The sequence below is a fragment of the Candidatus Zixiibacteriota bacterium genome, from assembly GCA_022865345.1.
GTDB lineage: Bacteria > Zixibacteria > MSB-5A5 > MSB-5A5 > RBG-16-43-9 > RBG-16-43-9.
This window is the reverse complement of sequence record JALHSU010000118.1, coordinates 1-14,540: the sequence shown is the minus strand read 5'-3', so window position 1 is coordinate 14,540 and position 14,540 is coordinate 1. Positions and strand designations below refer to the sequence as shown.

Here is a 14,540-nt window from a genome sequence, read left to right as displayed (position 1 = left end):
GTCCATATTATAGGCATCGATAAGATAGCTGATAAAAGAAGATGCCTCAATCAAGGCTATATCTACTGGGGCCTGACGATAATCTTTGCTGATTTTGAGCCTGGATAAAGGAATAAGCTCTCCTTTGTCTTTAAGCTTCTTAGCATAATAGTAGCCCATGCCAAGATATCCTGAAGCACCTTCAGCCACAAAAGCAGGGGCATAACCCCAGTACTCATACAAAAGTAAAAGCAGAGGTCCGGGAAAATCCACACTTTCCTTATCCTTATCAAAAAGCACATAAATTTTATGCTTGCTGGGATCCAGACTCAAATTCAGCCTCGGGTCCCAGATCGCCTCCGGGATCTCGCAGGGACAGATGAAGTAATCGATCTTCAATGTCTGGGGATAGGAGAAGCTAAAGTAATGTTTAATCTTTTTGTAATCTAACTCTAAGTAGTTTCTATTCATATTAAAAAAATAATCTGCCAAGGAGTTCTCCATATAAGTTATGGCGAAATGCACTACCTTGTTGTTGTATAACCAGAGGGAATCAGTCAAAAGGTAGTTGCAGGAATCCTCTTTTTCGAGATAGCCTGATGGGGTAAGCTCCAGCTTGAAAACCCTCTTGTCTTTTAACTTGATATCCTTTATTGAATAGGTATGACCGATTCCGATTAAAGGCTCCTTGAAAATCCTTTCCAGGTCCGGAGCTAAGGTTAAAAGGGTAAGGCTAAGGCTTAAACTGGTGGTGTCTATTTTCTGAAAACCTAAATTCAGGGTGAAATTCCCCATAAAAAAGGTTGATTTGACCCCTTCTTTAACTTCGACCTTCCTTTGATCCACTGTCACAAAGCTGGCGGAATCCCCTTTAACCCCTTCTTTCAGCTTCAGCTCTGTCTGAAGATAAGTAGAGGCAAGGGAATTTGTTAAATCCAAGGTCAAGATAAGGAAAATGTAAAGAATAATGCTTTTTGTTTTCATAAGGTCATCCTTTATATAAGCTCCTTAAAGTGGCTAAGTTTTTCTTATCCCAGTCATCTTCTTTAGGAGTTTCTATGATTTTTGGAATTTTTTCAAATCTTTTATCATTTAAGATCAGCCTGAAAGCCTCCAGACCAATGAAACCTTTGCCGATATGTTCGTGCCGGTCAACCCTGGTTCTAAAATCTTTTTTAGAGTCATTGATGTGGAATGCTTTTAATCTGTTTAAGCCGATTACCTTATCAAACAGCTTAAAGGTAGCCTCATAAACTTTTTTATTTCTGATATCATAACCGGCTTCAAAAGTATGAGCAGTATCATAACAAACCCCTACTCTCTGGTTCTCTTCAGTTGAATCCATAATCTGTGCTATCTGTTCGAACTTATATCCGATACTGCTTCCCTGTCCAGCAGTGGTTTCCAGACATATTTTTACCTTAAAGTTTTTGCTTTTGGAATGAGCCCAAGATAAAGATTCTGCAATCCTTTTTATCCCTACTTTTTCATCCGGATTTGAACCGGGATGCATAACCAAATAGGGAAGACCCAACTTCTCAGCGCGGGTCAGCTCTAAAAGAAGTGTCTCCCTTGATTTCTGCAGAAGCTCTTTGTCGCTTGTTCCAGCATTTATCAGGTAGGAATCATGCCCAACTACCGGGCTGATCCCAGTCTCCTTCTGAACCAGTTTAAATTTATCGACATCCTCATCTGTCAGTTCTTTTGCTTTCCACTGGTTTGCGCTTTTGGTGAAAATCTGAATGGTTGTGCAACCGACCTCTTTCCCGAAATGGAGGGAATTAAAAAATCCCTCAGCTATGGACATATGCGCCCCAATTAGAAGCATAAGCTCTCCTTAATCTTTACTCTCCCGTGAAGAGAGGTGTAGCGTCCTCACTCCCGTGAGGACGTTTGTTCGTTGCCACAGAGTGGCAACGCTACGGTTACGACTGCCGGTCCACTCCAAACATTTTACCACAGCCTCTGTCTTTTGTTCAGATAAGAAAACAAAGCCCGGTCAAATGGGACAGAGGTATCCAACAACACATAATCTATCAAACTTTCACGACATTCCAGGGTATATTTGTTCAAAAGCTCCTTTAATCTTTCCTGATATTCCTTTCTTATCTGCCAGGGTGAGGTCATAATTTCTTCACTAGTCTCTAAATCTTTAAAAATCGCCTCATTCTCAAAGGCAAAACTTCTCTCCTTTGGGTCTAATATATGGAATACGATAACCTCATGTTTTTTGTGCCTGAAATGTTTCAACCCGGAGATAATCTCCTCCGGCTGTTCAAAAAGGTCTGAAAGTAAGATAATCAGCCCTCTTCTTTTTATCCTCTCTGCCATCTGGTGCAAAGCTGAGCTTATGTTGGTAGGTTCAGAGGGGGAAAGCTTGTCTAACTCCCTTAAGAGATTGTGCAGATGGCTCAAAGTCGATTTTGGAGGGATATATTTCTTAATCTTCTGGTCGAATATCACCAAACCCACTGAATCCCTTTGCTTGAGCATAAGGTAGGACAAAGCCGCACAAAGATATGAGCCATATTCCAATTTATTTATTCCGTTGGAGGAATAACCCATCGAGCCTGAGATATCCAGAAGAAGATAAGCTTTTAGATTGGTCTCTTCCTCAAATTCCTTAACAAAATACCTGTCTGTTTTTCCATAAACCTTCCAGTCGATATTTCTCAAAGAGTCACCGGGCATATATTGTCGATGTTCAGCGAATTCGACTGAAAAACCGTGATAGGGGCTGCGATGAAGCCCGGCGATAAACCCCTCCACCACCAAGCGCGCCTTCATCTCCATCCCGGAAAGCTTGGATATGACTTCTGGCTTTAAAAACCGTCGATGATCTTGCATTATTTTCTTTGTAGCTTCAATACAATAAATTGACCCTCTTTAATCGAAGAGAGCACTTTAAATTTTGTGCAAAATCGAATGACCTCTTCAACGGGCAAATTTTTCCACCTATTCCCAATTTTGGCTATAATAGAATCCAAATCTTTAATATATTTGTAATCAGCATATTCCATTAAATCCTCCCTTTCTAAATCATAACCATTTATTGAACTTCTTTCTTCAGTTCCTCTATTTCTCTTTTCACTTCTTTGAGTTCTTCTTCTAAGTCGTTTTTATAATCCTCCAGCATCCTCAAGTATTCCTCCTTCTTAGGGAATCTCCAAGGTCCTCGGAAATAGAACCCAAAGGGCGGAAACCCGAAATCAAAACCGAAATCTTTGAATCTAAAACCTCTTCTCATGTTTTGCTCCTTCTTGGTGGCTCAGACATCCCTGTCCTACGGACCCGTTTCTAGGGTCTGAACTTTTTGAACAGACAAGTCCAAGAAATGGATCCGTAGGAAATGTCTGTTCTACCTTTTTGTTTTACTCCCTGCTCCAAGCTACCTGCTACTTGCCAAAAGCTAAAACGAAAACCTTATCCCGAATTGATTAACCGGCTTATCCACAAAAGTCCCGATCACCCTTTGATAATTGAAACTGAACCCGGACTTGACATCTTTAACCAGGCCGAATTCAAAATAATGACAGGTTCTTCCAATTTCCTGTAGATTGCGGTCGATATCCCCTGTTATCTCCAGGGTGAACCAGGTGCCTAATTTAAAGCTATTAATCAACACTATCTGCAAGGTCTGGCCTGCATTCTGGTTATTATCATAAGAGTTCTGGTAAAGGGAGATATTATTAGAGATAGATTTCAGGCCAAAGGTCTTGCTAATACAAAAGGACGGCAGAAAAATCAGCATAAAAAAAAGAATTGTTAAAATCTTTATTCTCATTCTCCCTCCTTGTCAGAAGTCTCTGAAAAAGCCCCGCCTGTCATTCTGAGGGAGTCCAAATGGACGACCGAAGAATCTATAGATTCTTCGCCCATAGGGCTCAGAATGACCCAATCTTAGAATGTAGAGACGCATGGCATGCGTCTCCAGTTGCTTTAACTCACAAGATAAACCTAAAGGTTTATACTCCAAGCTTAATCTGAATCCTTAATATCCTCAAGCAGTTTCTGGATAATCTCTAAAGTCCCCACTCCATCTGCTTCGGCATTGAAGCTGGTAACAATCCTGTGGCGCAATACCGGCAGGGCAACAGCTCTGATATCCTCGCAGGAAGGAGTATACCTGCCGTCTAAGACGGCTCTGGTCTTTGCACCCAGGACCATATATTGCGATGCCCTGGGACCCGCTCCCCAGGAGACCCAGTTGTTTATATACTCCAGTGGTTTATTATTGTCATTTGAATGTGGGCGGGTATGCCGTGCGAGTTTTACTGCATAATCTATCACGTGGTCTGACACCGGCACCTTTCTCACAAGCTTCTGTAACCTGACTATCTCCTCTGCTCCCATAACTTTCTCCAAGTCCCAAAAGTAGGCTGAAGTGGTAGTCTTGACAATTAGATTTTCCTCTTCTGTAGAAGGATAGTTTATGTAGATATTGAACATAAACCGGTCCAACTGTGCCTCAGGTAGAGGATAAGTTCCCTCCTGTTCAATCGGATTCTGGGTAGCCAAGACAAAGAACGGGTCTGTCAATTTGTAGGTCTGTCCGCCAGCTGTAACCTCGTGCTCCTGCATCGCCTGAAGCAAAGCTGACTGGGTCTTTGGAGGGGTCCGGTTGATCTCGTCTGCTAAGATGATATTGGCGAAAACGGGCCCGTGCATAAACTTGAAAGTTCTTTCTCCAGTAGTGATATTCTCCTGAATTATCTCAGTGCCGGTAATATCTGAGGGCATCAAATCAGGAGTGAACTGAATGCGACTGAATTTCAAGTCTAAGACCCTTGAGATGGTGCTTATCAACAGGGTCTTGGCTAAACCCGGCACTCCTATCAAAAGGCAGTGGCCATTAGATAAAAGGGCAATCAGTAGCTCATCTATCACCTGATCCTGCCCAATGATAACCTTCCTGATCTCTTTCTTTATTCTGTCCCTTGCCTCCCCTAACTTCTCTACTGCTAAAAGGTCTTCTTTTGTGGACTTTTCTTCAGGCATCAAACCTCCGATTCATCTCATAGTAGCGTCCTTACTCCTGTTAAAACGACATTTCGTTGTCACAGAGTGGCAACGCTTCATCTCTTGCCCCCTTGCAATCTATATTAATACGCAAGAAGCCCAGAGTCAACTTGATTTTGGGGGGTAATCTCAGGAATTACTGTTCCAACTGACTTTAGTCAGGTTTATTTTACCCTCTTTTTTGGTAGAGAACTAAGGTGAGGTCACGCCACTAAAGTGACTTCGAACAAGTCACCGTAGCTTCCTTATTCATTTAAGGACACTAACAAAAAAGACAGGCTGGAAGCCTGTCCCACCCTCGCAGTAGGGTCGATACTCCGGAACGGATTGGCCCAAATCTCTCTCAACCCTTTACCAGCGCATCCAGGTCATAGTTATTGATCTTATTGTAGACTGTTGCCTTGCTGACCCCAAGGACTTTTGAAACGGTGTCAACATTCCCGCCGGAGGCTTTTAATGCCTCAGCATAAACTATCTTTTCTATCTGGTCCAGGTTCAATTTGCCTAAGATCGGACAGCCCTCTTTGGGCTTATCTTTACTGCATTCTATCATTGAAACAGAAGATTTTCCCTTTAGAAATTCCACAACTAAATCTTTCAAGCTGATCAACCGATCAGCTCTCTCGCAAGCTAAAGATACACTGTTCTCCAGCTCACGCACATTACCCGACCAGATCTTCTCCTCTAAGTATCTTTTTGCCTCAGAGGTTATCCCGATAATCTCTTTACCCATCCCTTCTGATTTTTTCTTGATGAAATAATCGATTAATAGAGGAAGATCCTCTTTTCTTTCTTTTAAAGAGGGTACTTTTATCGTTAAAACCTTCAAACGGAAATACAGGTCCTCGCGGAAATAACCCTGCCTGACCAAATTCTCAAGGTCTTTATTGGTAGCAGAGATCACCCGCACATTTATGTCCAGGGCAAAAGATGCACCTAAAGGCTCAAGTTTTTTCTCCTCAACTACTTTTAGCAGCTTTGACTGTAGTTCCAGAGGAAGATCTCCGATCTCGTTTAAGAATATAGTGCCGGTATTCGCCAGGAAGAACTTCCCCTCTCGTTCGTCCACCTCAGTTGCCACTCTTCTTTTGATACCGAAAAGCTCAGATTCCAAAAGACTCTTGGGAATGGCTGGACAGTTGACCGAGATAAAAGGTTTATCTTTTCTTTTTCCCAGACAGTGGATTGCTTGAGCCACTAAATCTTTGCCAGCTCCGGTCTCCCCTAAGAGCAAAACCGCAGAATCAGAAGAAAGAGCAACTTCTATTTCCTGGAACAGCTTGACCATAGGCTCGCTTTTCCCGACCAGACCAAACCTATTGTACTTGTCCACTAACTCCTGTCTTGCTTTTTCCTTCCACTCTAAGGCTCTTTGCATCTTTAATTTTAAGAACATAAAATCTTTTTGCATTGCATCCCACTCCACGTAATCGTATGCCCCGGTATGTAGCGCCATTGCGGCTGAATCGAAATCAGCAAAGGAGGTAACCATAATCACCGGGATATTCCTGCCTGCCTCCTTGATGGCTTTTAAAATCCTCAATCCCTCATTTTGCACATCCTGTACTGGGCCTAAAAGCTCTTCTGGTCTGGCCTTGGCAAAACTTTTATCTAAGAGGATCAGGTTATAATCACGAACAGTCAGGTCTTTCTGTAAGTTCCTCCCGTTATATATGTGATGATATTCATACCCCTCAGCAATAAACTGTTTACAATAATTGGCTATATCCTCCCCATCGTCGATAATCAAGACTTTGATCATATTTGTCATCTTCCTGTAGAGGACGAGCCTATTCCCCCTCTCCTTAATCCTCTCCCACCAGGGGAGAGGAGACTAACTTCATCTGCTGTGAATTCTCCTTATCGTCTGTGTGGAAAACTTCCCTTCTTCCCATTCTCAAGATAATCACCTTGCCTTTTCTGTCAAGCATTTTTAATCCTTCCCTCCCTTGATGGGAGGGATAAAGGGAGGGTGATATCATTCTTATTTTCCCTCTCCCTTACCCTCTCCCATAAAGGGAGAGGGATATCTGTAGCGTCCTCACTCCCGTGAGGACGGCTGCTCGTTGCCTCAGGAGAGGCAACGCTACATTTCCTCAAGCCGCTTTGCCGTGCCCTCACCTGGCGGCTTCATCCGTTTAAGGAGTTCCCATACCTCCCTCATCGCTTTTTCCGGTTAGGTTTTGTTCTATTTCTTTTTTTCCAGGCTGAGTCCATGAAAAACTTCAGAAAAGCAAAATCCACTTTAAGCACATAAGCTATCTTCTTCAAGGTTTCTGAGCTGGGCTTGTGCCCGTTTTCTATTCTCTTCAGATGGTTAACACTAAACCCGCAAGTTTTAGACAATCTCTCCAGACTTATTTTCTGGTCCTCTCTTATTCTTTTGATCACTCAACATCACCTGCCCAGAAGTTCTTCCCGCTATCTTTCTTCATTTGAGAATTATTTCCTGACCTCTTTCCTTTAGTGCGGGAATTTTGTTTCCCGCACTAAGGCAACCTGTGCCCTTGACTGGTACTTCATACTATACAGAGTTCCTATTTCCTCCCTCGTAAGCTGAGCAAGCTTTTTTGTACAACGCCGTATAATCCTTAGCACATAGGCCACTACATTATTGACAGGGAGGAGGCCCTCCTTTAAACAGGTAATTAATTAAGTAGACAACATCCCCAACGGAGGTTTTATTATCACAATTCACATCTCCATTGTAGGGTTTTACAGTTAACACCACATTATCAATATATCCCTCTGCATAACAACCAGGGTATCCAGGATCACCGATTGAGCCCATGTAGATTCTATCCATGCCTAGAAATGGGCCATATCCATAAATTGTAGCTGCATAGACAGTATCACCTGTTTCTTTTTTAATAACGAGGAGGTCTGTATATAATGTAAGATTATCACGGCTTAAGGTTAGTTGATATAAAACTCCATCGGTAAACGATTCTGGAGAACTCCAGTTGCTGAAATATCTTCCTAAGTTGTCAGTTCCACACAACCAAATAAAATGACCTCCGTCACCTACATAAAAACTCCCCACAATACTTGTAGGTGCAATATAGGACATATTTGAATCCGATACCCCAAGTCGGAAATCCCCAGCCCAGCCAGTATAGGTAGGCAAAAGGTCAAATGTAAGTTTGAAACTTCTAAAGGAAGCGTCCATAAGATGTACAGGGACATAGGCGTATTCATTAGTTGCATCAATAATCTTATAATGATACCGTCCGCCTGTACTATCCCAATAGTAATCGGCTGAATTATTAGTCATCCAAGACGGGCAGGGGGCAGAAGAGAAATCTTCTGAATAAAGAGTGATGCCATCATCGGCATATAAATAAACAGATGATGAGAGAAATAATGACACATACAGTATAGAAATAATTAAGCTTTTCATGATGATATCTCCTTTTATTGACAGATTTTTAGATACATTTGATTACCAATATTAAAGTTTTTCCCGGGGCACCTCCTTTCCTTAGTAGATTCCTAAATCTTGAGGTAACTTGTTACTTTGACCTTTGTGAAAGAATGGTATTGCAACCTTAATGCCAGATTATTTTTCAAGCTTTATATTTTGGAGGAAATAGGAAGGTAACTTTAAGATATACTTGAGGATAACTGTTGAATCTACTGAAAAACGCTTGAGGGCAATGTAGAGGGAAAACACTATTCTAAGCTTAAAAATTCTAAAATTTAGAAAATCCAGTCTAAATTTTAGAAAATAAACATCTCTATCTTATTCTAACCCCCTCCCTCCACACTTCGATATTTTTCCAGTTTGCACTGTCCTCTGCTGTTAATTTATAAGGAAAAGCATTTACTTGTGCCCACCTCTCGAAATAGCCAGGAGCTGGATAAACGTAATTGAATCCGAAATCTAAAGAGAGATGGTAGGCCCTCCCATCCCCTAAATTGGCAATTATCTTATCATCCTTAGAGTATATTCCAATATCATCAACACCCGTGATGTAAGACTCCCAATGTGACTGATCCGGCAGTCTTTTCTTTATGTTGGGAAAAATCACATACCACTTTTCTTTTGCTTTCTCGATCTCTTTCCTAGCAGTATAGGGCATTGCCTGTCCGGAAACTCTATCAGAGGCAAGAACGGACACGATCGCACACCAGCCCATTCGGTTATTTGTGCCCCCTAAAATTATCTCTTTTTTTCCATCTCCATCAAAATCCGTACAGTAAAGGCAATTGATTGCTCCGGGATGCCAATATTCTGCTTTTTTAATCCCGTTTCGGTCTAAGATTACCAGCTGGTCGGGAAACCATGGATTGTGTTTGCTGTTCACTATGATCTCTTTTCCCCCATCCCCATTTATGTCTTCTACTTTCATGAAAGTCGGGGAGAAATATCGACTGTTAAGCTCTTTACCTGTCTCATAGACACCATACTCCCCACAAGAAAACTCCCACAGCTTTTCTTTCCTATAATTAAAACAGACCAGTTTACCAGTTGATATCTCAGTATAATTAATCAATACTAATACTTCCGCTTTCCCATCGCCATTCAAATCGGAAAGATTGACATGCGATGTGTCTAAAACAATGCCCGGCAAAAGGGTATCCCACAAAACCCTGTTAGATTTGTTCTTGACTATGAGCATGTTTCCTCTCGCTTCTGCAATTGCTGGATTCCAGTCCTCCCAGAACCGGGCATATTTATTGAACTGGAAATAAAGTCCCAGACAAATTGCCACTACTAAGACCCCGGCAAGGGCAAACATCACCCTCCTACTTTTCAGTTTTATCACTAAGGCAGACCTATCCTCAACTCTCAAATCCTGCTTTCTTGCCTTCTCTTTTTCTATCTTTATCTCAATCCTTGTCCCTTCATTTATTTTACTCTCAATATTCCAGGAGCCATATTTATTTACAAACTCAATCGTCTCCTCTGTTATTCCCAAGCCCAAACCTGTTTCTTTTCCTTGAGTAAATCCCCTTTTATAGAAAGTCTCCTTGGTTTTCTCATCCATCCCAATCCCATTATCCTCTACCACGACTGTTACATCCTCCCTCACTCCTCGAACCTCAATCCTCACTACTTTAGCAAGTAGCGAGTAGCCAGTAGCGAGGGGAGAGGGACTGTTAGCCTTGGGCTTTTGCTCTACTGCTTCTACCCCATTCCGGATTAAATTCGCAATCAGCTTTTGCCAATCCCGGTAGTTTTTGTATGGCAACCTGAACCTCTCCCCTATATCCTCATACCTCTCTTCTATTTTTATCTCTTTTTCTTTCAGAACTCTGTCCTTTTCTGTCCTGACGATCTTCACTGATTCCCTTATCACCTCATTCAAGCTGAAAGTGAACTTCTGTGTACCATCTTCCAGTATCTCTTCTATCTCATCTGAAAAGATACTTAGCCTCTTTTTGATCTCCTTAATCTTTTGTTTGTCTTTTTCGATCTTTTGTAAACCCCTCTCAATTTTCATCACCTGACTTTTTAACCTGACCCACAAAAAGGGGTCTGAGGAGATCATTAAAAGATTCTCCCTCTGGTCTTTTAAAATTATCTTGAGCTGACTGATTAAATCCCTAAAATAATCAAGATGTGTGGAGATGCTTTCCCCTTTCTCCCAGGTGGAAAGTATCATCTCTAAAGAGGCGATCTTCTTTTTCCTCTCGTGGATTAAATCATCTCTCAGAGAATTTAGAACCTGAAAGTCCGGCTCCCTGCCTTCTAAGCGGAGAGAGATAAAAGAGAGCAAAGAGTAAAGAAAATCACGGAAAAATAAGAGAAGGGTTATCAGGATTAATATGAGTAGATATATGATCACGACTAATTCTTTTGTGCAATTCACCTAAGGCGGAGAATTGTCTTTCGAACGAAATCGTAGTGCGAGGCTTTCAGCCTCGCTTATTTAATAAGGCGAACCTGAAAGGTTCGCACTACATAAGTCTTAAAAACCTCCTCACAATCGAATTTGACCTTAAGGCTGACAAATCCGTTATAATAATCTGCTTAATCCGTTTAATCAGCTGTGAATATATTTTTTACTCCACCACTAAATCGCTCTTTGTTGGTGTCCTCACCAACGAAGAAGAGGTTGTTGGTCAGGAGACCAACAACCAGCGAGAACATATTTTCTATTCCACCACTAATTTTTTCTCTTTTATGTAAACTTTCTTTGTCTCCCCAGGATTCGAAATGAAGATATCCGATTTTATCTTTTCGGGTTTGACCAAAGGAAGAAACTTTTTTAAACTGGAGATTTTGCTCCACCCCTCGGTTGGTCCTCCGGAAAGCTCGAAGGTCTTTATATTAGAGTTTGAGGTATCAGAAGAGAAAACTCCCAGGAGAGTAAGCTTGTATCCGTCGACGAAACCGAAGAATTTCAGCCATTTCTGCCAGATCAGAATCTCTGCTTCAAGCTCGAATCTGTTATCCTTTGAGACTTCAAAGGTCTCTTTATAAATTTCACCTTTTTTACCTGTAGCGTTGAAAAATAAATTATTTGAAGAATCTTTTATGGGTTCTATTGTTAATTCACCAACGAGTTTTTCTGGTAATAGAACTTGGAAAGGCCGTAAATAGTTTTGCATCTGAAAAAATAACCAGGCGAGACTTATGAGCAAGATCGAGATGGCGAAGATCAGAAACCTTATCAAACCTCCATAACCTTTTTCTTCTTTGTCCTGGGCAAAGCGAGATCTCTTAAGTACCCAGAAGAAAAGAATGAAAAGCAAAACTAAACCCAACCCAAGAAAAACCCCACCAAAAACTGCGATCCGATTTTCAAGTCCTATGGATCCAAACTCGGACATAAAACCCTTCTACGAACAGTAAGGCTTTTATCGGCCTTAAAGTTTCAAAGGAGATTTAAACTGTTTATTCTACTCTTCAATTTAACTTCAAAACTTCTCAAAACTTAACTGAGCAGATGTGGATAAATATCTACCCTAAGCCCGCATTCTATCATAGTAATCAGTTGAGTCATCATAAGTTAACACCTTATCCACATATCTCTTCTTTTTATCCACACTTTGAAAAAAATTCCTACTATATATGGAGTGCATTTACCGTGAAGATAAATCCCCTCTCCCTTTATGGGAGAGGGTTAGGGAGAGGGAAATAGAAATGAACTCACCCTCCCCTTTATCCCCTCCCATCAAGGAAGGGGAACTAAGCACTCTACCGATGTACTCCATAACCTCCAGAATCAGATTGTATAAATTCGCCCGGATCCACCGGCACACCATCTTTTCTGATTTCATAATGAAGATGTGGAGAAGGCCTTCCGGTTCTGCCTGAAAGAGCTATTACATCATCCCTTTTAACTCTTTCGCCTTTCTTGACATAAATCTCCGAACAACTGCTGTAGTAGGTTTTATATCCATTTTCATGATTGACTATCACTAAGTTACCATATTTTTTATCCTGCCCAATAGAGTCTATTACCCCATCTGCTGTAGCTCGAACCTCGGTTCCGATCCTGGCTGAGATGTCAATACCCGAATGTTCTTTTTTCTTGGTTCCAGCATCTGGTGAAAAACTCTTGATTATTTTATCCTGAAGAGGCAGGCCTGTAGGAATAGTGGAAAAGATAGGAATTTTTTGACTTTTAAAATCTGAATTTTGTAGCTTGGTCGTTGACAGCAATAACGTTTTATTTTTCAGATTATTGCTTGTATCCTCACCTGCAGGAAACTTTACTCCGGCTATCTTGGCAACCTGGTAAGCAAACAAGCGGTATTCTTTTAGTTCCTGTTCTAATTCTTTTACTTTGGAGTTGTACTCCTTCAGACCCTTGTTCTCCCTGGAAAGAGCTTGATTCAGGACTATCTGGGAATTGAGCTTGCCATAAGAGAAGATAAGGAAAACAAAAAAAGCCAGTAGAAGAAAAAAAATCCCCGTGAAAATGACAACCAGGTTAAAAGAAAGTCGAAGACTCAAACCTTTGCCTTGATCCGGAGAAACTGAGAAGTTTATGGAATGTATTTTTTTCATTCTATAAGTTATAAACTATCATCAAGAGTAAATGTTCTAACCGACTTTAGTCGGGTTTTTTACGCCACTAAAGTGGCTTATGAATTTTTATAGAGTTATCTTCAGCAATTCCAAAATCCTGTTCAGGTCCTCATCCGAGTAAAACTCAATCAGAATTTTTCCTCTTTTTCTTCCTTTTACGATCTTAACCGAGGTTCCAAAATACTGTTTTAATTTATCCTCAACCAGTTGGAGCTGGGGATATACCCTTTTCAACCTTCTGGATTTAACCCTCTTCTTGCCGTAGATTTTCTCCTCTGTTTCCCTGACTGACAACCCGTTTTTGACAATCTCTTTTGAGAGTTCAATTCTTTGAGCATCAGTATCCAAACTCAGAAGCGCTCTGCAATGACCCTCTGACAGTTCTCCGGAGACCAGAGACATCTGTACTTCCTCCGGAAGATTCAACAATCTCAGAATATTAGAGATCGTAGTTCTATCTTTGCCAACTTTTTTGGACATATCCTCATGTGAAAGTCCGAATTCCTCGATTAATCTCCTGTAACCTTTAGCCTGGTCAATAGAATTAAGGTCTTCTCTTTGCACGTTTTCTATTATTGAAAGCTCAAGAGAACCCTCTTTTGATAGATTTTCTGTCAAAATGGCTGGAATCAGTGCGAGTCCAAGTTTTTTTGCTGCTACAAGCCTTCTTTCGCCTGCAACCAACTCGTAACCATCCTCTATCTTCTTAACTATTATCGGCTGGATTACTCCTTTTTCTTTGATTGAATTTGTAAGCTCATCTAATTTTCCCTGATTAAAACTCCCTCTGGGTTGATATGGATTCGGCCGAATCCTTTCGACTTCCAGTTCTAAAACTCCCCTTTTTTCTTTTTCCAGGACATTGATTTCTGATTTGACTTCTTGAGGTAGGTCAGGAATCAAAGCCTTTATCCCTTTACCTAACGCTATTCTGGTCATGGTCTAAGATCTCCTTGGCTAAATTTATATAATTCTCTGCCCCGGTAGAGGAGATATCATAAAGTATGATCGGTTTTCCAAAACTCGGGGACTCTGAAATCCTTACGTTCCTGTGAATAACAGTGGTATAGATTTTTCCCCCAAAAAACTTCTTTGCCTCCTCTGCCACCTGTTTGGACAGGTTTAACCTGGCATCATACATCGTTAAAACTACTCCCTCGATCTCAAGGCGCGGATTTAAGTTCTGCCGAACCAAATTGATCGTATTCAAAAGCTGGCTCAAACCTTCTAACCCATAATATTCGCACTGGATCGGAATTAAAACTGAGTCTGACGCAGTTAAGGTGTTGATGGTCAAAAGCCCTAAAGACGGAGGGGTATCTATCAGGATAAAGCTATATTCATCTTTTATCGGAGCTAAAGCTGAAGTTAGTTTTCTTTCTCTTCCTTCCAAATTAACGAGTTCAATTTCAGAGCCGACCAATCTTAACGAGGAAGGAACAATTTCTAAAAAAGGGATTGTGGTTGGAAGAATTGCATCTTTTATCGGGACCTCATTTATCAAGACCTCATAAATCGTGTTCTGCAGATTATTTTTATCTATCCCCATGCCGGAAGT

Annotated in this window: 14 protein-coding genes; all 14 read right to left on the bottom strand. The window is 41.1% G+C overall.

The window, feature by feature from the left end:
* A partial coding sequence (locus tag MUP17_05220) for a hypothetical protein (GenBank protein MCJ7458373.1) occupies positions 1–963 on the bottom strand: 963 nt, incomplete at its 3' end.
* A 4-nt stretch (positions 964–967) separates the two neighbouring features.
* Positions 968–1,807 (bottom strand): deoxyribonuclease IV, encoded by an 840-nt coding sequence (locus MUP17_05215; GenBank protein ID MCJ7458372.1) that lies wholly within the window; start codon positions 1,805–1,807, stop codon positions 968–970.
* A 125-nt stretch (positions 1,808–1,932) separates the two neighbouring features.
* Positions 1,933–2,826, bottom strand: a complete 894-nt coding sequence (locus MUP17_05210) for a DUF58 domain-containing protein (GenBank protein MCJ7458371.1) — start codon at positions 2,824–2,826, stop codon at positions 1,933–1,935.
* Positions 2,827–3,028: 202 nt separating this feature from the next.
* Positions 3,029–3,226 carry a DUF5320 domain-containing protein gene (locus tag MUP17_05205; GenBank protein MCJ7458370.1) on the bottom strand — a complete coding sequence of 66 codons (198 nt, stop codon included), beginning with the start codon at positions 3,224–3,226 and terminating at the stop codon, positions 3,029–3,031.
* Positions 3,227–3,388: 162 nt separating this feature from the next.
* On the bottom strand, positions 3,389–3,763 hold the full coding sequence (locus MUP17_05200; protein ID MCJ7458369.1) for a hypothetical protein: 375 nt from the start codon (positions 3,761–3,763) through the stop codon (positions 3,389–3,391).
* 194 nt (positions 3,764–3,957) lie between these two features.
* The gene (locus MUP17_05195; protein MCJ7458368.1) at positions 3,958–4,977 is read right to left on the bottom strand and encodes a MoxR family ATPase; all 1,020 of its coding nucleotides are present in this window, start codon (positions 4,975–4,977) and stop codon (positions 3,958–3,960) included.
* A gap of 364 nt (positions 4,978–5,341) precedes the next feature.
* Positions 5,342–6,760 carry a sigma-54 dependent transcriptional regulator gene (locus MUP17_05190; protein ID MCJ7458367.1) on the bottom strand — a complete coding sequence of 473 codons (1,419 nt, stop codon included), beginning with the start codon at positions 6,758–6,760 and terminating at the stop codon, positions 5,342–5,344.
* Positions 6,761–7,158: 398 nt separating this feature from the next.
* A complete protein-coding gene (locus MUP17_05185; GenBank protein ID MCJ7458366.1) occupies positions 7,159–7,389 on the bottom strand; it encodes a helix-turn-helix transcriptional regulator in 231 nt (76 codons plus the stop codon).
* Between the two features lie 220 nt (positions 7,390–7,609).
* Complete coding sequence (locus MUP17_05180; GenBank protein ID MCJ7458365.1) at positions 7,610–8,398, bottom strand: hypothetical protein; 789 nt, start codon at positions 8,396–8,398, stop codon at positions 7,610–7,612.
* Positions 8,399–8,735: 337 nt separating this feature from the next.
* Positions 8,736–10,814, bottom strand: a complete 2,079-nt coding sequence (locus MUP17_05175) for an ATP-binding protein (protein ID MCJ7458364.1) — start codon at positions 10,812–10,814, stop codon at positions 8,736–8,738.
* 286 nt (positions 10,815–11,100) lie between these two features.
* Positions 11,101–11,778 (bottom strand): hypothetical protein, encoded by a 678-nt coding sequence (locus MUP17_05170; GenBank protein ID MCJ7458363.1) that lies wholly within the window; start codon positions 11,776–11,778, stop codon positions 11,101–11,103.
* A gap of 367 nt (positions 11,779–12,145) precedes the next feature.
* Positions 12,146–12,961 (bottom strand): M23 family metallopeptidase, encoded by an 816-nt coding sequence (locus MUP17_05165; GenBank protein MCJ7458362.1) that lies wholly within the window; start codon positions 12,959–12,961, stop codon positions 12,146–12,148.
* Between the two features lie 87 nt (positions 12,962–13,048).
* Complete coding sequence (locus MUP17_05160) at positions 13,049–13,921, bottom strand: ParB/RepB/Spo0J family partition protein (GenBank protein MCJ7458361.1); 873 nt, start codon at positions 13,919–13,921, stop codon at positions 13,049–13,051.
* On the bottom strand, positions 13,899–14,540 hold a 642-nt coding region (locus MUP17_05155), incomplete at its 5' end, for an AAA family ATPase (protein MCJ7458360.1). The genes MUP17_05160 and MUP17_05155, both read right to left, overlap by 23 nt.

Excerpts from the sequence above, each read along its gene's own strand:
- MUP17_05195 (MCJ7458368.1), bottom strand. The coding sequence starts at position 4,977 with ATGCCTGAAGAAAAGTCCACAAAAGAAGACCTTTTAGCAGTAGAGAAG.
- MUP17_05160 (MCJ7458361.1), bottom strand. The coding sequence starts at position 13,921 with ATGACCAGAATAGCGTTAGGTAAAGGGATAAAGGCTTTGATTCCTGAC.
- MUP17_05200 (MCJ7458369.1), bottom strand. The coding sequence starts at position 3,763 with ATGAGAATAAAGATTTTAACAATTCTTTTTTTTATGCTGATTTTTCTG.
- MUP17_05215 (MCJ7458372.1), bottom strand. The coding sequence starts at position 1,807 with ATGCTTCTAATTGGGGCGCATATGTCCATAGCTGAGGGATTTTTTAAT.
- MUP17_05180 (MCJ7458365.1), bottom strand. The coding sequence starts at position 8,398 with ATGAAAAGCTTAATTATTTCTATACTGTATGTGTCATTATTTCTCTCA.
- MUP17_05210 (MCJ7458371.1), bottom strand. The coding sequence starts at position 2,826 with ATGCAAGATCATCGACGGTTTTTAAAGCCAGAAGTCATATCCAAGCTT.
- MUP17_05165 (MCJ7458362.1), bottom strand. The coding sequence starts at position 12,961 with ATGAAAAAAATACATTCCATAAACTTCTCAGTTTCTCCGGATCAAGGC.
- MUP17_05170 (MCJ7458363.1), bottom strand. The coding sequence starts at position 11,778 with ATGTCCGAGTTTGGATCCATAGGACTTGAAAATCGGATCGCAGTTTTT.
- MUP17_05190 (MCJ7458367.1), bottom strand. The coding sequence starts at position 6,760 with ATGATCAAAGTCTTGATTATCGACGATGGGGAGGATATAGCCAATTAT.
- MUP17_05205 (MCJ7458370.1), bottom strand. The coding sequence starts at position 3,226 with ATGAGAAGAGGTTTTAGATTCAAAGATTTCGGTTTTGATTTCGGGTTT.